The organism is Cellulomonas avistercoris, assembly GCF_014836445.1.
Lineage (GTDB): Bacteria > Actinomycetota > Actinomycetes > Actinomycetales > Cellulomonadaceae > Cellulomonas > Cellulomonas avistercoris.
Map to the genome: position 1 here is coordinate 1 of NZ_JACSQV010000026.1, position 17,640 is coordinate 17,640.

General features: G+C 74.9%; 16 protein-coding genes. 13 read left to right on the top strand and 3 right to left on the bottom strand.

Going from position 1 to position 17,640, the window contains the following annotated elements:
- The first annotated feature begins 78 nt into the window (after positions 1–78).
- From epsC to H9657_RS18570, 11 genes are all read left to right on the top strand, one after another.
- Positions 79–663, top strand: coding sequence for a serine O-acetyltransferase EpsC (epsC, locus tag H9657_RS18520; protein WP_191784932.1), 585 nt, complete (start codon positions 79–81; stop codon positions 661–663).
- 56 nt (positions 664–719) lie between these two features.
- Positions 720–1,073 (top strand): GntR family transcriptional regulator, encoded by a 354-nt coding sequence (locus H9657_RS18525; RefSeq protein WP_191784919.1) that lies wholly within the window; start codon positions 720–722, stop codon positions 1,071–1,073.
- Positions 1,070–2,065, top strand: coding sequence for a DUF1648 domain-containing protein (locus tag H9657_RS18530; protein ID WP_191784920.1), 996 nt, complete (start codon positions 1,070–1,072; stop codon positions 2,063–2,065). Before H9657_RS18525 ends, H9657_RS18530 begins: the two co-directional genes overlap by 4 nt.
- Positions 2,066–2,115: 50 nt before the next feature.
- Positions 2,116–3,201: an LLM class F420-dependent oxidoreductase gene (locus H9657_RS18535; RefSeq protein ID WP_191784921.1), complete on the top strand. Its 1,086-nt coding sequence runs from the start codon at positions 2,116–2,118 to the stop codon at positions 3,199–3,201.
- 68 nt (positions 3,202–3,269) lie between these two features.
- Positions 3,270–5,168: an acyltransferase family protein gene (locus tag H9657_RS18540; protein WP_191784922.1), complete on the top strand. Its 1,899-nt coding sequence runs from the start codon at positions 3,270–3,272 to the stop codon at positions 5,166–5,168.
- 316 nt (positions 5,169–5,484) lie between these two features.
- Positions 5,485–6,321 (top strand): ABC transporter ATP-binding protein, encoded by an 837-nt coding sequence (locus H9657_RS18545; RefSeq protein ID WP_191784923.1) that lies wholly within the window; start codon positions 5,485–5,487, stop codon positions 6,319–6,321.
- Between the two features lie 78 nt (positions 6,322–6,399).
- Positions 6,400–7,449: an aliphatic sulfonate ABC transporter substrate-binding protein gene (locus H9657_RS18550; protein WP_191784924.1), complete on the top strand. Its 1,050-nt coding sequence runs from the start codon at positions 6,400–6,402 to the stop codon at positions 7,447–7,449.
- 81 nt (positions 7,450–7,530) lie between these two features.
- On the top strand, positions 7,531–8,415 hold the full coding sequence (locus tag H9657_RS18555) for an ABC transporter permease (RefSeq protein WP_225215658.1): 885 nt from the start codon (positions 7,531–7,533) through the stop codon (positions 8,413–8,415).
- Positions 8,412–10,445: an acetate--CoA ligase gene (gene acs / locus H9657_RS18560; RefSeq protein WP_191784925.1), complete on the top strand. Its 2,034-nt coding sequence runs from the start codon at positions 8,412–8,414 to the stop codon at positions 10,443–10,445. The genes H9657_RS18555 and acs overlap by 4 nt, the downstream gene beginning before the upstream one ends.
- A gap of 61 nt (positions 10,446–10,506) precedes the next feature.
- A complete protein-coding gene (locus H9657_RS18565) occupies positions 10,507–11,829 on the top strand; it encodes an O-acetylhomoserine aminocarboxypropyltransferase/cysteine synthase family protein (protein WP_191784926.1) in 1,323 nt (440 codons plus the stop codon).
- A complete protein-coding gene (locus H9657_RS18570; protein WP_191784927.1) occupies positions 11,826–12,311 on the top strand; it encodes a CoA-binding protein in 486 nt (161 codons plus the stop codon). The genes H9657_RS18565 and H9657_RS18570 overlap by 4 nt, the downstream gene beginning before the upstream one ends.
- 16 nt (positions 12,312–12,327) lie before the next feature.
- Here H9657_RS18570 and H9657_RS18575 read toward each other — a convergent pair whose 3' ends face one another.
- A complete protein-coding gene (locus H9657_RS18575) occupies positions 12,328–12,663 on the bottom strand; it encodes an MGMT family protein (protein WP_318241605.1) in 336 nt (111 codons plus the stop codon).
- A 1-nt stretch (position 12,664) separates the two neighbouring features.
- Complete coding sequence (locus tag H9657_RS18580; RefSeq protein ID WP_191784928.1) at positions 12,665–13,735, bottom strand: PP2C family protein-serine/threonine phosphatase; 1,071 nt, start codon at positions 13,733–13,735, stop codon at positions 12,665–12,667.
- Between the two features lie 83 nt (positions 13,736–13,818).
- Between H9657_RS18580 and H9657_RS18585 the strand changes: the two genes are divergently transcribed.
- The gene (locus tag H9657_RS18585) at positions 13,819–15,066 is read left to right on the top strand and encodes a GNAT family N-acetyltransferase (RefSeq protein WP_191784929.1); all 1,248 of its coding nucleotides are present in this window, start codon (positions 13,819–13,821) and stop codon (positions 15,064–15,066) included.
- A 36-nt stretch (positions 15,067–15,102) separates the two neighbouring features.
- Here H9657_RS18585 and H9657_RS18590 read toward each other — a convergent pair whose 3' ends face one another.
- Entirely contained in the window at positions 15,103–15,555 is a 453-nt protein-coding gene (locus H9657_RS18590) for a ribose-5-phosphate isomerase (protein WP_191784930.1), read from the bottom strand.
- A gap of 61 nt (positions 15,556–15,616) precedes the next feature.
- Here H9657_RS18590 and H9657_RS18595 point away from each other — a divergent pair, with 61 nt between their 5' ends.
- A complete protein-coding gene (locus H9657_RS18595) occupies positions 15,617–17,611 on the top strand; it encodes a M13 family metallopeptidase (protein WP_191784931.1) in 1,995 nt (664 codons plus the stop codon).
- The last annotated feature ends 29 nt before the right edge of the window (positions 17,612–17,640 follow it).

Here is a 17,640-nt window from a genome sequence, read left to right on the forward strand (position 1 = left end):
CCGCCCCCCCCCCCCCCCCCCCCCCCCGCGCCGCGTCCGCCCGCCGGCGGACGACCCCTCGTGACCCGGAGCACCGCCATGCGTCCCCTGCACCGCTTCCTGCGCACGCTGCGCGACGACCTCGACGCGGCGCACCGGCACGACCCCGCGGCGCGCTCCCTGCTCGAGGTCGCACTGGCCTACCCCGGCGTCCACGCCATCTGGGTGTACCGGCTCGCGCACCACATGTGGGCGATCCCGCTGCTGCGGCTGCCGGCGCGCCTCGTCTCGCAGGCGGCGCGCGCGGCGACCGGCATCGAGATCCACCCGGGCGCGCGGATCGGCGAACGGCTGTTCATCGACCACGGCATGGGCGTGGTCATCGGCGAGACGGCCGAGGTCGGGGACGACGTCGTCCTGTTCCACGGCGCGACGCTCGGGGGCCGCTCGATGAAGCGCGGCAAGCGCCACCCCACGCTGGGCGACCGCGTGGTCGTCGGCGCGGGCGCCAAGATCCTGGGCCCGGTCTGGCTCGGGGACGACGTCCAGGTCGGCGCGAACGCCGTGGTCATCACCGACGTGCCGACGGGAGCCGTCGCCGTGGGTGTGCCGGCCAAGATCCGGCGCCGGGGCACGCAGGTCCCGTTCGACGTCGAGGTCGACGACCCGGCGATCTACATCTGACACGCCTCCGCGCGGTGGTCTTGTTCTAGTTGTTGTGTAACTACTAGACTGGTCGCATGCTCTTCCGCATCGACCCCGCGTCCGACGAGCCGCTGTACGCGCAGCTCGTCGCCCAGGTGCGCACCGCGATCGCCCACGGCGACCTGCGCACCGGCGAACGGCTGCCGTCGGCCCGCGACCTCGCGACGTCCCTCGAGATCAACCTGCACACGGTGCTCCACGCGTACCAGGAGCTGCGCGACGGCGGCCTGATCGAGCTCCGCCGCGGTCGGGGCGCCGTCGTCACGGGGCACGCCGCACCGGACCTGGACGAGCTGCACACCGCGGTCGGGGCGCTCGCCACGACCGCGAGGAGACTGCGCGTCTCCCCCGAGACCGTGACCGCCCTCGTCAAGGAGGCCCTGCGATGACCACCCCCCGCCCGACGCCGCCGCACCGGCTCGCCACCACCGTGACGACGCTCGTCGTCCCCCTGCTGGTGATCGCCGCCGCCGTCGCGGTCGCGGTCGGCTGGGCACCCCGCCTGCCCGACCCGCTGGCGGTGCACTGGTCGGGGTCCGGGGCGCCGGACGGCTTCGGCTCGCTCAAGGACGCCATCGCGATCCCGCTGCTCTTCGCGCCCGTGTTCGCGCTCGGCATGTGGGCGCTGGCGTTCTGGGGCGGACGCGACACCTCGACGCGTCGCATGGCGGCGGGGTTCTCGACCGGGCTGGCGGTCCTGATGTCGATCGTGGTGCTGGGGTCCCTGTCGGTGCAGCTCGACCTCGCCGACGCCGCGCAGGCGCCGGGCATCGGCCACGTGGTCGGGTGGGCGTTCGGGGGCGGCATCCTCGCCGGGGTCCTCGCAGGGCTCGTCGTCCCGCGCACGCCAGCCGCACCGACCGAGGCCCCGGTCGACCCCGCGGCGCCGCGCACGACGCTGCGCCCGGACGAGCGGGCCGCCTGGAGCCGGTCGGTGACCAGCCCCGTCGGTGCGTGGGTCGGCGGGTCGGCCGTGCTCGTCAACGTGGTGCTGGCGATCGTGGTGCAGGCACCCGGGCTCCTGGTCCTCGCCGCCGGGCTCGGGCTGCTCCTGGCGTCGATGCTCGTGCTGCGCGTGAGCGTCGACGCGCGCGGCCTCGTGGCCCGGTCGCCGCTGGGCTGGCCGAGCGTGCGCGTGCCGCTGGACGAGGTCGTCGCCGCGCGGACGACGCGGATCGACCCGTTCGGGGACTTCGGCGGGTGGGGCTACCGGATCGGCTCGGGCGGGCGCGTCGGGTTCGTGCTGCGCAAGGGCGAGGGCATCGAGGTCGAGCGCACGGGTGGCCGCATCAGCGTCGTGACGGTCGACGACGCCGCGACGGGCGCCGCCCTCCTCAACACCCTCGCCGACCGCACGCGCGGCGCGGCTACCGCCCGGTAACGTCACCCGGGCGCCCGTGGGGCGCACGTCGACGACGACAGGAGCACCGCATGCGCCTCGGGTACCACACGGGCTACTGGTCGGCCGGCCCCCCGCCGGGTGCCGCGCAGGCGGTGCGCGCCGCCGACGAGCTCGGCCTCGACTCCGTCTGGACGGCCGAGGCGTACGGGTCGGACGCCCTCACGCCGCTCGCGTGGTGGGGCGCGGGCACGCGGCGCGTCCGCCTCGGCACGGCCATCGCCCAGATCTCGGCGCGCACGCCCACCGCCGCCGCGATGGCCGCGCTCACGCTCGACCACCTCTCGGGCGGACGCTTCGTCCTGGGCCTCGGTGCCTCGGGTCCGCAGGTCGTCGAGGGCTGGTACGGGCAGCCCTACCCGCGGCCCCTGGCGCGCACGCGCGAGTACGTCGACGTCGTGCGGCAGGTCCTCGCGCGCGAGGCCCCCGTCACCTACGACGGCGCGTTCTACCGCCTGCCGCTGCCCGCGGACGAGGGCGCCGGCCTCGGCAAGGCGCTGCGCTCGACGGTCCACCCGCTGCGGGCCGACCTCCCGATCCACCTGGCGGCCGAGGGCCCGCGCAACATCGCGATGACCGCGGAGATCGCCGACGGCTGGCTGCCGCTGTTCTACTCCCCCCGCATGGACGCGACCTACCGCGAGCTCCTCGCCGAGGGCTTCGCGCGCCGCTCCCCCGCGCGCCGGCCCGTCGAGGAGTTCGAGGTCGTCGCGACCGTGCCCGTGGTCCTGGCCGACGACGTCGAGTCGGCCGCCGACGCCGTGCGCCCCTTCATCGCCCTGTACGCCGGGGGCATGGGGGCCAAGGGCGCCAACTTCCACCGCGACGTGCTCGACCGGCTGGGGTACGCCGCCGCGTGCGACGAGATCCAGGCGCACTACCTCGCGGGCGACCGGGCCCGCGCGACCGCCGCGGTCCCCACCGAGCTCGTGCGGGACATCGCGCTGGTCGGCACCGAGCAGGACGTGCGCGCCCAGCTCCCGGCGTGGCGCAGCACGGCCGTGACGACCGTGCTGGCCCAGACCGACCCGCGCGCCCTGCCGCGGATCGCAGCGCTGTGGGGTGAGGCTGGTCACGACGACGGAGCCACGGACCGTCCGGTGGCGGAACCGGCCTAGCCTGGGTCGCACGCCGCGCCGCCGGGAGGCGCGTCGGATCGCGCAGGGTACGTCCGCAAGGGGTCGCAGTGGCAGTCGTCGAGCACGTCGCGACGCGTCCGACGACCCGACCCACGGCGCCCGTCCCGGCCCCGCCCGCCCGCCTCCCGCACCTGCGCGGGCTCGACGGCGTCCGCGCGCTCGCCGTCGTCGCCGTGCTCCTGTACCACCTGCGCGTGCCGTGGGCCCCGGGCGGGTTCCTCGGGGTCGACGTCTTCTTCGTGCTGTCCGGCTACCTCGTCGCCGCCCTCGTGCTCGACGAGGTCGAGACGACCGGCCGGTTCCGCACCGGGCGCTTCCTCGCCCGGCGCGTACGGCGGCTCGTCCCCGCCCTGCTCGCGGTGCTGGCCGGCGCGGCGGCCGCCGGCCTCGTCGCACGCGACGCGCTCACGTCGCTGCGCGGCGACCTGCTCGCCGCGCTGACGTACACGTCCAACTGGTGGCAGGTCGTCGCCGACCGCTCGTACTTCGAGCTGACGGGTCGCCCTCCTCTGCTGCAGCACCTGTGGTCGCTGGCCGTGGAGGCGCAGTTCTACCTCGCCGTCCCGCTCGTGGCTCTGCTCGCGCTGCGCGCGGGGCGCGCTCGCGTCGGGCAGGTCGCCGCCGTCCTCGCCGTCGCGTCGACCGTCGCGATGGGCGTCCTGGCCGCGCGCGCCGGCATGCCGGTGCCGCAGGACCCCACGCGGGTGTACGTGGGCACCGACACGCACGCCATGGGTCTGCTGCTGGGCGTCGCCGCGGCGACCGTCTGGCGGCCGTGGCGCACGTGGCGGGCCGGCGGGTCGTGGGCGGCCGAGCGCGGCGACGCGGTGCGCCGGTTCGAGGCGGGGGTCACCGACGTCGTGGGCGTCCTCGCGCTCGCGGGCGTGGTCGCGTGCGTCGCGCTGGTCGACGAGTTCTCCGTCGGGCTGTACCGGGGCGGGTTCCTGGCGTTCGCCGGGCTCACGGTCGTGCTCGTCGGTGCCGCCGCGGACCCGGCCGGGCTGCTGGGGCGGGCGCTCGCGCGGCAGCCGCTGCGCTGGCTGGGCGAGCGGTCGTACGGCATCTACCTGTGGCACTGGCCTGTGCTGATGCTGACGCGCCCCGACCAGGACGTCACGCTGCCGGACTGGGCGGCGCCCCTCGTGCGCGTGGGGGTGACGCTGCTGCTCGCCGAGGCGTCGTACCGGTGGGTCGAGGCGCCCGTGCGCCGTGGTGCCCTGGGACGCGCGGTGGTCCGCCTGCGGACCCCGGCACCCGGCCGGGTCAGGGCCGCGGTCGTCACCGCCACGGTGACCAGCGCCGTCGTCGCGACCGCGGTCGTCCTCGCGGTGGGGGTCGTCCGGACCCCCGCGCCGGACGGCACGGCGTCGGGCCCGACGGCAGGCACGTCGGCCGCGCCCGACCCGATCGGCTCCGTCGTCCCGCAGCAGGACCGGGCACCGAGTGCCGCTCCCACCGCCGACCCCGTGCCGGCGGAGGAGGTCGGCACGGTCACCGCCTTCGGCGACTCGGTCATGCTCGGCGCGGCCGGTGAGCTCGCCGCACGAGGCGTCGTCGTGGACGCCGTCGTGTCGCGGGGCTTCGGCGAGATGGTCGACCTCGCGCTCGGCGCGGGGGCGGCCGGCACGCTCGGCCACACCGTCGTGGTGCACGGCGGCACCAACGGGCCGGTGGCCGAGGAGGACCTGCGGCACCTGCTCGAGGCCACGGCGGACCACCGCGTGTTCGTGCTCAACGTGCGCGTGCCACGCCCCTGGGAGCAGTACGACAACGAGCTGTTCGCGCGCGTCGTGCCGGAGTACCCGCACGCGCGCCTGCTCGACTGGAAGTCGGCCGGGGAGGCGAACCCCGGCTGGTTCTACGACGACGGGATCCACCTGCGCGCGGGCGGCGGCCGCGAGGGCTACGCGGCCTGGATCGCCCAGGAGATCCAGCCGCGTCCCTGACGACGGTGGACGCCCGTTGCCCCCACCTCGCGCGTGCCGCTACAGTCTGCTCGAAGCGTGGTCACCGGGTCTCACATAGTGAGAAGCACTCGGCCTCGCCCGACGTCGACAGGAGGCCCGCGATGACCGTCGCCCGCTCCGTCCACGTCCTGCGCCCCGTCATGTGCCGCTGTTGCCCGTGCTGCGTCATGCAGCCCCGCACCGGCCCCTGCTGAGCTCAGCAACCCGCGACCTCCCCCGGTCGCCCCGCCGGTGCCCGCCCTCGTGGCCGCCCCGGCTCCGCCGGACGCCCACGCCCGACCTCACGGACGTCCCCATGACCCTGACCCCCACCGCCGAGCGGCGCGCGCACACCGTCACCCTCGACGGCGTGCGTCGCACGTTCCCGACCCCCGCGGGCACCCGGACGGTGCTGCACGCCGTCGACCTCGAGCTGCGCGCCGGTGAGATCGTCGCGCTGGTCGGCCCGTCCGGCTGCGGCAAGTCGACGCTGCTGCGTCAGGTGAGCGGCCTGGACACCCCGGACGCGGGCCGCATCCTGCTCGACGGCACGCCGCTGTCGGGGGTCGACCGCCGGACGGCCGTCGCGTTCCAGGAGCCGCGCCTGCTGCCCTGGCGCACGCTGACCGGCAACGTCGCCCTCGGCCTGCCGCGCGGCACCGACAAGCACGTGGGACGCGAGCGCGTCGCCGAGCTGCTGCGCCTCGTGGCCCTCGAGGAGTCCGCCGGGCTGCGACCCCGTCAGGTGTCCGGCGGCATGGCGCAGCGGGCCGCGCTCGCGCGGGCGCTGGCCCGCAACCCCGGCGTCCTGCTGCTCGACGAGCCCTTCGGCGCGCTCGACGCGCTGACCCGCCTGCGCATGCAGGACCTGCTGCTCGAGGTGCACGCGGCCGAGCCGACGACCGTGCTGCTCGTCACGCACGACGTCGAGGAGGCCCTGTACCTCGCCGACCGCGTGCTGCTGCTGCGCAACCTCGCGAAGTGCCCGCCCGGGACGCCGACCGTCGCCCGCGTGATCGACGTGCCCGGCGCCCGGCCGCGCGACCGCGCCGACCACCAGCTCGCGGAGCTGCGTGCCGAGCTCCTCGAGGGCCTCGGCGTCGCGACGCACCACCCTGCGCCGGTCGACCCCGACCTGCACCACTCCATCTGACCCACCCGTCCGACCCGGCGCTCCCCCGCACCGGTACCACCGGGCCCTCCGGCCCCGTTCCCCGAGATGAGAGAACCGATGACGATCCGCACCGCCGTGTCCGCCACCGCGCTGGCCCTCGTGACCGCCCTGGCGCTGACCGGCTGCGTCGCCGGCGAGAATGCCGAGCCGGAGGCGGCCGACCCGAGCGCCGCGTCCGACGGCGAGGTCACGTGGAGCGCCGACACGCTCGACATCGACTTCGCGACCTACAACCCGCTCAGCCTGGTCATCAAGGACCAGGGGTGGCTCGAGGAGACGCTCGGCGACGACGTCACGGTCAACTGGGTGCAGTCGGCCGGCTCCAACAAGGCCAACGAGGCGCTGCGCGCCGGCGCGGTCGACGTGGGCTCGACCGCCGGCTCCGCCGCGCTGCTCGCGCGCTCCAACGGCTCGCCGATCCACACGATCGGGATCTACTCGCAGCCCGAGTGGGCCGCGATCGTCGTGCCGGCGACCTCCGACATCACGTCCGTCGCCGACCTCGCGGGCAAGTCGGTCGCGGCGACCAAGGGCACCGACCCCTACTTCTTCCTCCTGCAGTCGCTCGAGGAGGCCGGGGTCCCGCTCGACCAGGTCGAGGTGCAGAACCTGCAGCACGCCGACGGGCGCACGGCGCTCGAGCAGGGCTCGGTCGCCGCGTGGTCCGGCCTGGACCCGATCATGGCCGCGAGCGAGGCCGAGTCCGGCACCAAGCTCGTCTACCGCAACATCGACTTCAACACCTACGGGTTCCTCAACGCGACGCAGGAGTTCCTCGACGCGAGCCCCGACCTCGCGCAGGTCGTCGTCGACGCGTACGAGAAGGCCCGCGAGTGGGCGCAGGAGAACCCCGAGGAGGTCGTCGCGATCCTCGCCGAGGTCGCCGGGATCGACCCGGCCGTGGCCGAGAAGGTCATCGTCGAGCGCACGAACCTGGGCGTGGACCCGGTCCCCGGTGACGCGCAGCGCGAGGTGCTCGAGGTCGTCGGCCCGATCTTCGTCGAGTCCGGCGACGTGCCGAACCAGGCCACGATCGACAAGGCGCTCGACGAGCTGTTCGAGCCGGCGTTCGCCGAGAAGGCCGACGCCTCCACCATCGCGGGCTGACCGCACGCGGTGCTCCGCCCGCCCCCGCGGCCGGGGCACCGCGCCCCGCACCTCCTCCTCCGTCCCCAGGAGTCACGCCCCATGACCGACGCCTACGTCGCCGACGCGCCCCTCGAGGACGCTCCCGTCACCGACGCGACCGTGCCCCCGGGCGCACCCGTCCCCCGGGTCCACGACCTCGGCGCTGCCCGGCGACCCGCCGGCGGCTTCTGGTCGCGGCGCGCGACGCGGGCCGTCGGCGGCGCGCTGCTCCCGCTGCTCCTGCTCGCGGTGTGGCAGTACGTCACGACCAGCGGCCTCGTGCCGCCGTACCAGCTGCCCAGCCCGGCGTCGGTGTGGAACGCCGCCGTCGACCTCTGGCAGCGCGGCGACCTGCAGACGCACGTCGCGATCTCGGTGCAGCGCGTGCTCGTCGGCTTCGCGATCGGCGCGCTGGTGGCCCTGGTGGGTGCCGCGTTCGTCGGGCTGTCGCGCGCCGGGGACGTGCTGCTCGCGCCGACGCTCGCCGCGATCCGGGCCGTCCCGTCGCTCGCGTGGGTCCCGCTGCTGATCCTGTGGATGAAGATCGGCGAGGAGTCGAAGATCACGCTGGTGGCGATCGGCGCGTTCTTCCCGATCTACACGACGGTGGCGGCCGCGCTGCGTCACGTCGACCCGCAGCTCGTCGAGGCGGGCCGCGCGTTCGGCCTGCGGGGCGTGCGGCTCTTCCAGTCGGTGCAGCTGCCCGCAGTGATCCCCTCGGTCATGTCCGGCCTGCGGCTCGGGCTCGCGCAGGCGTGGCTGTTCCTCGTGGCGGCCGAGCTCATCGCCGCGTCGATGGGGCTGGGCTTCCTGCTGACCGACTCCCAGAACAACGGTCGCGTCGACCGGATCCTGCTCGCGATCGTCCTGCTGGCCCTCATCGGCAAGGTCACGGACTCGATCGTCGCGCTCGCCGAGAAGCAGCTGCTGCGGAGGTTCGCATGACCACCCTGACCGCGCTGCAGACGGAGACGCGCGCGTACCCCGCACCCGCTCACCTGGCGGCGGCGTCGAACGTCCGCCCCGAGGACTGGGCCCGCGCCGAGGCCGACCCGGTCGCGTTCTGGGAGCAGGCCGCGCGCCGCCTCGAGTGGGACACGCCCTGGCACACCGCGCACACGTGGTCCCCGCCGGTCCCCGTCGAGGGCGGCGCGCCGGACGAGCTGACGGTCCCCGAGGCCCGCTGGTTCGTCGGCGGGCGGCTCAACGTCGCCGTCAGCTGCGTCGACCGGCACGTCGCGGCGGGCCGCGGCGACAAGGTCGCGCTGCACGTCGAGGGCGAGCGCGGCGACCGCCGCTCGATCACCTACGCCCAGCTGCAGCGCGAGGTCGCGCAGGCCGCGCACGCGCTCACCGAGCTCGGGGTCGGTCCCGGCGACCGCGTCGTGGTGTACCTCCCGGTGATCGCCGAGACGGTCGTCGTCACGCTCGCGATCGCGCGGATCGGCGCGGTGCACTCGCTCGTGTTCGGCGGGTTCTCGGCCGAGGCCGTGCGCTTCCGCGTGCAGGACACCGAGGCCAAGGTGCTGGTGACCAGCGACGGGCAGTTCCGCCGCGGGCAGGCCGTCGAGGTCAAGTCCGCGGCCGACGAGGCCGTCGCCGGGCTCGCGCACGTCGAGCACGTGCTCGTCGTGCGCCGCACGGGCCAGGACGTGGCGTGGACCGACGGGCGCGACGTCTGGTGGCACGACGTCGTCGACCGCCAGCCCGACGTGCACGAGCCGCAGGCGTTCGACGCCGAGCACCCGCTGTTCGTCATCTACACCTCGGGCACCACCGGGAAGCCCAAGGGACTCGTCCACACCTCCGGCGGCTACCTCACGCACGCCGCGTGGTCGCACTGGGCGGTCTTCGACGCCAAGGACGACGACGTGCACTGGTGCACCGCCGACCTCGCGTGGGTCACGGCGCACACGTACGAGATCTACGGTCCGCTCGCCAACGGGCTCACGCAGGTCATCTACGAGGGCACGCCCGACACCCCCCACCGCGAGCGCCACCTCGAGGTCATCGAGCGGTACGGCGTCACGACCTACTACACGGCCCCGACGCTCATCCGCACGTTCATGACGTGGTTCGGCGACGAGCTGCCCGGTGGGCACGACCTGTCGAGCATCCGCCTGCTGGGCACGGTCGGCGAGGCCATCAACCCCGAGGCGTGGGTGTGGTTCCGGCGCACCTTCGGGCGCGGCGAGACCCCGGTCGTCGACACGTGGTGGCAGTCCGAGACCGGCGCCGCGATGATCGCGCCCGTCCCCGGGCTGACGACCCTCAAGCCCGGGTCGGCGACGCGGCCGCTGCCCGGGATCGCCGCCAAGGTCGTCGGCGAGGACGGCGTCGAGGTCGGGCCCGGGCAGGGCGGGTTCCTCGTCGTCGCGCGCCCGTGGCCGGGCATGGCCCGGACGGTCTGGCGCGACCCGCAGCGGTACCTCGAGGCGTACTGGCGCCGGTTCGCCGGCCACGGTCCGCACGGCGGGTACTTCCTCGCGGGTGACGGCGCGTCGTACGACGAGGACGGCGACATCTGGCTGCTCGGCCGCATCGACGACGTCATCAACGTCTCCGGCCACCGGCTGTCGACCATCGAGGTCGAGTCCGCGCTGGTCGCCCACCCCGCGGTCGGCGAGGCCGGCGTCGCGGGCGTCGCCGACCCCGTGACGGGTCAGGCGATCGCGGCGTTCGTCGTGCCGAGCTCCCCGCCGGGGCCGGTCGAGGACGTCGAGGCGTGGCTCGCGGCGACCCGCGCGCTGCGCGACGAGCTGCGCGACCACGTCGCCCGCGAGATCGGGCCGGTCGCCAAGCCGCGCCACGTGCTGGTCGTCCCCGAGGTGCCCAAGACCCGGTCGGGCAAGATCATGCGCAGGCTGCTCACGCAGCTCGTCGAGGGCACCACGCTCGGCGACACGACGTCCCTGCAGAACCCCTGGGCGGTCGAGCAGGTGGGCACGCTCGTCACCGCGGCCCTGCGCCGCTGACCGTCCCGCACCGACCGGCACCGACCCCCGTCCCCCGACCCGTCCCCCCGACAGGAGCACCGTGAGCGAGCACCGCTTCGGCTTCCGCACCCGTGCGCTGCACGCCGGTGGCATCCCCGACGCCACCACGGGCGCACGCGCCGTGCCGATCTACCAGACGACGTCGTTCGTCTTCGACGACACCGCCGACGCCGCGAACCTCTTCGCCCTGCAGAAGTACGGCAACATCTACTCGCGCATCGGCAACCCCACGGTCGCGGCGTTCGAGGAGCGCCTCGCGTCGCTCGAGGGCGGCATCGGCGCGGTCGCGACCGCGTCGGGCATGGCGGCGGAGTTCCTGGTGTTCGCGGCGCTGGCGGGCGCGGGCGACCACCTCGTCGCCTCCGCGCAGCTCTACGGCGGCACGGTCACGCAGCTCGACGTCACGCTGCGGCGCTTCGGCGTCGAGACGACGTTCGTGCCCGGCACCGACCCGGCCGACTACGCCGCGGCGATCCGCCCCGAGACCAAGGCCGTCTACACCGAGGTCATCGCCAACCCGTCCGGCGAGATCGCCGACCTGGCGGGGCTGGCCGAGGTCGCGCACGCCGCAGGCGTCCCGCTGGTCGTCGACTCGACGCTGTCCACGCCGTACCTCGTGCGGCCGATCGAGCACGGCGCCGACATCGTCATCCACTCGGCCACCAAGTTCCTGGGCGGGCACGGCACGACGCTCGGCGGCGTGATCGTCGAGTCCGGCCGGTTCGACTGGGGCAACGGGCGCTTCCCGACCATGACGGAGCCCGTGGCCTCCTACGGCGGCGTGCGCTGGTGGGAGAACTTCGGCGAGTACGGGTTCCTCACCAAGCTGCGCTCCGAGCAGCTGCGCGACATCGGCCCGGCCCTGTCCCCGCAGTCGGCGTTCCAGCTGCTGCAGGGCGTCGAGACGCTCCCGCAGCGCATCGACGCGCACCTGGCCAACGCGCGACAGGTCGCGACGTGGCTCGAGTCCGACCCCCGGGTCGCGTCGGTGCTGTGGGCGGGCCTGGAGTCGCACCCGCACCACGAGCGCGCGCAGCGGTACCTGCCGCTCGGACCGGGCTCGGTCTTCGCCTTCCGGCTGGCCGGCACACCGGACCTGCCGGGCCGCGAGGTCGGGCGCCGCTTCATCGAGGCCCTGCAGCTCGCGAGCCACCTGGCGAACGTCGGCGACGCCCGCACGCTCGTCATCCACCCCGGGTCGACGACGCACCAGCAGCTGTCCGCCGAGCAGCTCGAGACGGCCGGTGTGCCGGAGGACCTCGTGCGCATCAGCGTGGGCATCGAGGACGCGGCCGACATCCTCTGGGACCTCGACCAGGCCCTGACCACGGCGACCGGTACCGCACGGGAGGACGCACGATGAGCGCACGCACCTGGCAGGGTCCCAGCGCGCCCGAGCGCCTGTCGATCCTGCGCGCCACCCGCTCGATCGCGATCGTGGGCGCGTCCAGCAACCCCGCGCGCGCGTCGTACTTCGTCGCGACGTACCTGCTGTCGAGCTCGCCGTACGACGTGTACTTCGTCAACCCGCGCGCCGACGAGATCCTCGGCCGGCCCGTCTACCCGTCGCTCGACGCGCTGCCGGTCGTCCCGGACCTCGTCGACGTGTTCCGCCGCCACGACGACCTGCCGAGCGTGCTCGACGAGACGCTCGCGGTGGGCGCGAGGACCCTGTGGCTGCAGCTCGGCTCGTGGCACGAGGAGGTCGCGCGGCGCGGCGAGGAGGCGGGACTGTCCGTCGTCATGGACCGGTGCGTGAAGATCGAGCACGCGCGGTTCCACGGCGGTCTGCACCTGGCCGGGTTCGACACGGGGGTCATCTCGTCCCGGCGCGCGCTCGGCTGAGCGCGGCGCGGGACGCTCAGTCCTCGGGGAACCACACCGCCGCGCGCACGCGCACGCGCTCGCCGTCGGCCGTCAGCGGCGTGCCCTCGGCACGCAGGTGGGCCAGAGCCCGGCCCTCGTGGCAGGCGGGCGGGCGCCCGTCGGCGGTCACGACGCGCCACCACGGCACGTCCCCACCGGCCGCCATCGCCCGCCCGACCTGACGGGGTCCGCCGCGCGGCTGCCGTCCGGCGGCCGCCGCGCGGTCGGCGAGCACCTCGGCGATCAGCCCGTACGTCATGACCCTGCCCGCCGGGATCAGCGCGACCAGGGCATGGACCTCCGCGACCCAGGCGTCGGTGCCGACCGCCACGTCACCGCCTCCGGACGACGACGACGGCGCGGTCGTCGTCCTCGGCGGCACGCACGCCCGCGAGGACCTCGTGCGCGCTGCCCGGCCGTGCCGCGACCACCGTCTCCACGACGCCGAGCAGCCGGTCGATGCCCTGGTCGACGTCGCGCCCGGGCGCCTCGACGAGGCCGTCGGTGTACAGCACGATCGCGTCGCCCCGCAGCAGCACGCCGCCCACCACGCCCGGCTGCATGTCCTCGACGACGCCCAGCGCGACACCGCCCGGCGGGTCCAGCACGTCGATGCGTCCCGAGCCCGCGTGCAGCACCGCGGGCGGCGGGTGCCCTGCGGTGGCGACCCGGAACGTGCCCGTCGTCAGGTCGACCGCGAGGTGCGCGGCGGTCGCGAACCCCTCGTCCCAGCCCTGGCTGAGCAGGTAGGCGTTGGCGGCGGGCAGGAACCGCTCGAACGGCAGCGCGCCGAGCAGCCCGCCGAGCGCGCCCTGGAGCTGCAGCGCCCGCACACCCGCGGCCTGGCCCTTGCCGGAGACGTCGACGAGCACCACCTCGAACGACGCACCGTCGCGGTGCGCGACCACGAAGTCGCCCGAGAACGCCGCACCGTGCGCCGAGCGCACCTCCGCGTCCACCTGCCAGACGGGCGGCAGCACCGGGAGCCGACCGCCCGCGGCGAGCCGGTCCCGCAGGTCGACGAGCATGAGGGCCCCCGGGGCGCCCTGCAGCCCGAGCCGTTCCCGCTCGACGCCGAAGGTGACGACCGCACCGCACGCGAGGGCGAGCACCGCCGCCTCGCCGGCGTTCACGACCCCGGACGCGGCCAGCCCGGCCGTCAGCAGCACGACGAGCGACACCAGCACGAGCAGCCACCGCCAGCGCAGCACGAACGCGCCGACGAGCAGCACCAGCACGAGCCCGGACGCCGCGAACCAGTCCGGGCGCCACTGCACGGCGACGCAGTAGGCGACCGCCAGCAGGCACAGCACCGCCGCGACGAGCGGCTGCGGCCCTGCGGCCCAGCCCGCGAGCAGCCGCCACGCCCACCCCGTGGGGGCGCCGGGCCGGGAGGTGGTCACGGCCCGAGCCTAGGCGGCCGAGGCGGCAACGAGCCGCAGCAATGCCCGTGCGTCCCGGCACGTGCGTGCCGCAGGATGGCGCCATGAGCACGCTGCCCGCCGGCTACCGCACCGTCGTCGTCCCGCCCGAGCGCATCGAGGAGCTCCGCACGGTCGACCAGCTCGCGTTCGCGGTCGCACCCGACCCCGAGGTGGACCAGCTCCTGCCGTTCCCCGTCCCGCACGACCGCCTCATGGCCGTCGAGTCGGCGGACGGCACGTACGCGGCCGTGCACGGCTCCTACGACCTCGTCATGCCGGTGCCCGGCGGGCAGGTCGCGTGCGCCGGGCTCACCTGGGTCGGCGTCCGTCCCGACGAGCGCCGCCGTGGCCTGCTGCGCGCGATGATCACGACGCACCTCGAGCGCTCGCTCGGGCGCGGCGAGCCGGTGTCGGCGCTGTTCGCGGCGGAGGCACCGATCTACGGCCGGTTCGGGTACGGCAGCGCGTCGGACCAGGTGCGGCTGACGGTCCCCCGCGGCGCGGCGCTGCGGCCCGTGGCGGGCTCGGAGGGCCTGACGGTGCGTCTCGAGCGCGTCGACCCCGCGCGTCACGCCGAGCTCGTCGAGGACCTGTACGTCCGCGCCGGAGCCGGACGCCCCGGGTGGGTGCCGCGCGCGACGCCCGTGCTGCGCGCCTACACCGTCGGGGACCCGCCCAGCCGGCGCGCCGGCTTCGAGCCGCTGCTGCTCGCGACCGTGCTCGACGGTGACGACGTGCGCGCCGTGGCGCTGTTCGCCCGCAAGGGGTCGTGGGGCGAGGACGGGCCGGACGCGGTCGTCAAGGTCCGCGAGGCGTCGGCGCTGGACCCGGCGTCGACCCACCGCCTGTGGTCGTTCCTGCTCGACCTCGACCTGACCGCCACGGTCGAGACGCCCCCGCTGGCGGTGGACGACCCCCTGCTCCACCTCCTGGTGGACCTGCGCCCGGCACGGCGCCGCCTCACCGACAACCTGTGGGTGCGGCTGCTGGACGTGCCGACGGCCCTGGCCGCACGCCGGTACGCGGGCCCCGCCGACGTCGTGCTCGAGGTCACGGACACGCTGCTGCCCGAGAACGCCGGGCGGTGGCGGCTCGTCGTCGACGCCGACGGCGCGGCCGAGCTGAGCCGCGCCGACGCGGACGCCGACGTGGCGCTCGACGTGCGCGAGCTCGGGGCGCTCTACCTGGGCGGACGGTCGGCGGCTGCGATGGGCGGCGCGGGCCTCGTGCTCGGCGACCGTGCGGCGCTCGACCGGCTGACGACGACGTTCGCCTCGCCGCTCGCGCCCGTGTGCCCCTTCATGTTCTGAGGGGCGCCCGCGGGCCGTGCGCCACCGGGCCGGCGCTCAGGCGCGCGCGGCCTCGTAGGCGGCCAGCTGCTCGATGCGGCGGGCGTGGCGCGGGTTGCCGCTGAAGGGCTCGGCGACGAACGCGTCGACCAGCTCGAGCGCCTCGTCCACCGAGTGCTGACGGGCACCGATCGCGACGACGTTGGCGTCGTTGTGCTGACGGCCCAGGCGCGCGGTGTCGAGGTTCCAGGCCAGCGCGGCGCGCACCCCCGTCACCTTGTTCGCGGCGATCTGCTCGCCGTTGCCCGAGCCGCCGATGACGACGCCCAGGGAACCGGGCTCGGCGACGACGGCCTCGCCCGCGGCGAAGCAGAACGACGGGTAGTCGTCCTGGTCGTCGTACTCGAAGGCCCCGTGGTCGACGACCTCGTGGTCGGCGGCCCGCAGGTGCTCGACGAGGGCGACCTTCAGCTCGTAACCGGCATGGTCGGCGGCGACGTGGATGCGCATGTGCCCATCCTGCCGCAGCGCGGCGGCCTCCGATGTCACCGTCTGTTCGTAGGCTGTCGCCATGACGCGCAGCGGACTCCCCCTCGACGACCTCGACCCAGCAGTCCGACCCCAGGACGACCTCGACGCCCACGTCAACGGCAGGTGGGCGGCCTCCTACGTGATCCCGGCCGACCGCGCGATGGACGGCCCGTTCCGCGCGCTGTACGACGAGGCCGAGCGTCAGGTGCTCGACATCATCACGGACGCCGCGGCCGCGGCCTCCGAGGGCGACGCCCAGGGCGTCGAGGCCAAGATCGGCGCCCTGTACGCGAGCTTCATGGACACGGACGCGGTCGCGGTCGCCGGCGTCGAGCCGCTGCGCGAGGACCTCGCGCCCGTGGACGCCGCGACGACGCGCGCCGAGCTGACCACGGCGCTGGGCACCCTGCAGCGCACGGGTGCCGTGTCCGCCGTCGACCTGTACGTCGACAACGACGCCAAGGACCCCGACAGCTACGTGGTGCACCTCGTGCAGGGGGGCCTGGGGCTCCCCGACGAGGCGTACTACCGCGAGGAGCAGCACGCCGCCGTGCGCGAGAAGTACCTGCCGCACGTCGCGCGCATGCTCCGGCTCGCGGCGCCCGTGTCGGCGGTCGTCGCGGCCGGCGACCCGGACGACCTCGCGGCGCGCGTCGTGGCGCTCGAGACGCGGCTGGCGGCCCACCACTGGGACGTCGTGAAGGACCGCGACGCCGAGCTGACCTACAACGCGCTGACGCTGGCCGAGCTGACCGAGCGTGCGCCCGGGTTCGACTGGCGGGCGTGGGCGGAGGCGCTCGGCGCTCCCGCCGGCGCGCTCGACCGCCTCGTCGTGCGCGAGCCGTCCTTCGCCGAGGGCTTCGCGGAGCTGTGGACCGAGGTCCCGCTCGCGGACTGGCAGGCGTGGGCGACGTACCACGCTGTGTCGTCGCGCGCGCCGTACCTGACCGACGAGCTCGTGGAGGCGAACTTCGACTTCTACGGGCGCACGCTGTCGGGCGCACCCGAGGTCCGCGAGCGCTGGAAGCGCGGCGTGTCCCTCGTGCAGGGCGCGCTGGGCGAGGCCGTCGGCAAGGTGTACGTCGAGCGGCACTTCCCGCCGTCGCACAAGGAGCGCATGGACACCCTCGTCGCGCACCTGGTCGAGGCGTACCGCGAGTCGATCACCGGGCTCGAGTGGATGGGTGAGGACACGCGCCGACGCGCGCTGGACAAGCTCGACAAGTTCACGCCGAAGATCGGCTACCCGGTGCGGTGGCGCGACTACACGGCGCTCGACGTGCGCGCGGACGACCTGCTGGGCAACGTGCGGCGCTCGCACGCCTTCGAGCTCGACCGCGAGCTGCACAAGATCGGACGCCCGATCGACCGCGACGAGTGGTTCATGACCCCGCAGACCGTCAACGCGTACTACAACCCCGGCATGAACGAGATCGTCTTCCCGGCCGCGATCCTGCAGCCGCCGTTCTTCGACGCCGAGGCGGACGACGCGGTCAACTACGGCGGGATCGGTGCCGTCATCGGCCACGAGATCGGCCACGGGTTCGACGACCAGGGGTCGAAGTACGACGGCGACGGCCGGCTGGTCGACTGGTGGACGGCGGAGGACCGCGCCGAGTTCGAGCGCCGCACGAAGTCGCTCGTCGACCAGTACGCGCAGTACTCACCGCGCCAGCTCGGGGGCAGCCACCACGTCAACGGCGAGCTGACCATCGGGGAGAACATCGGCGACCTCGGCGGCCTGGCGATCGCGGTCCGCGCCTACGAGATCGCGCTCGGCCGGCCGCTGTCCGAGGCGCCCGTGCTCGACGGGCACACGGGGCTGCAGCGGCTGTTCATCGGCTGGGCGCACTCGTGGCGCACGAAGGGCCGCGACGAGGAGGTCGTCCGGCGGCTCGCGGTGGACCCGCACGCACCCGACGAGTTCCGCTGCAACGGGGTCGTGCGCAACATCGACGAGTTCTACACCGCGTTCGACGTGCAGCCCGACGACGCCCTGTGGCTCGACCCGGAGAGCCGCGTCCGCATCTGGTGACCCCTGCGCGTGCGGCCCCCGCTCGGGGC

What these genes read in the sequence shown, in the direction of transcription:
- epsC (WP_191784932.1), top strand. Translation starts at nt 79, where the DNA reads ATGCGTCCCCTGCACCGCTTCCTGCGCACGCTGCGCGACGACCTCGAC.
- H9657_RS18525 (WP_191784919.1), top strand. Translation starts at nt 720, where the DNA reads ATGCTCTTCCGCATCGACCCCGCGTCCGACGAGCCGCTGTACGCGCAG.
- H9657_RS18530 (WP_191784920.1), top strand. Translation starts at nt 1,070, where the DNA reads ATGACCACCCCCCGCCCGACGCCGCCGCACCGGCTCGCCACCACCGTG.
- H9657_RS18535 (WP_191784921.1), top strand. Translation starts at nt 2,116, where the DNA reads ATGCGCCTCGGGTACCACACGGGCTACTGGTCGGCCGGCCCCCCGCCG.
- H9657_RS18545 (WP_191784923.1), top strand. Translation starts at nt 5,485, where the DNA reads ATGACCCTGACCCCCACCGCCGAGCGGCGCGCGCACACCGTCACCCTC.
- H9657_RS18550 (WP_191784924.1), top strand. Translation starts at nt 6,400, where the DNA reads ATGACGATCCGCACCGCCGTGTCCGCCACCGCGCTGGCCCTCGTGACC.
- H9657_RS18555 (WP_225215658.1), top strand. Translation starts at nt 7,531, where the DNA reads ATGACCGACGCCTACGTCGCCGACGCGCCCCTCGAGGACGCTCCCGTC.
- acs (WP_191784925.1), top strand. Translation starts at nt 8,412, where the DNA reads ATGACCACCCTGACCGCGCTGCAGACGGAGACGCGCGCGTACCCCGCA.
- H9657_RS18570 (WP_191784927.1), top strand. Translation starts at nt 11,826, where the DNA reads ATGAGCGCACGCACCTGGCAGGGTCCCAGCGCGCCCGAGCGCCTGTCG.
- H9657_RS18585 (WP_191784929.1), top strand. Translation starts at nt 13,819, where the DNA reads ATGAGCACGCTGCCCGCCGGCTACCGCACCGTCGTCGTCCCGCCCGAG.
- H9657_RS18590 (WP_191784930.1), bottom strand. Translation starts at nt 15,555, where the DNA reads ATGCGCATCCACGTCGCCGCCGACCATGCCGGTTACGAGCTGAAGGTC.
- H9657_RS18595 (WP_191784931.1), top strand. Translation starts at nt 15,617, where the DNA reads ATGACGCGCAGCGGACTCCCCCTCGACGACCTCGACCCAGCAGTCCGA.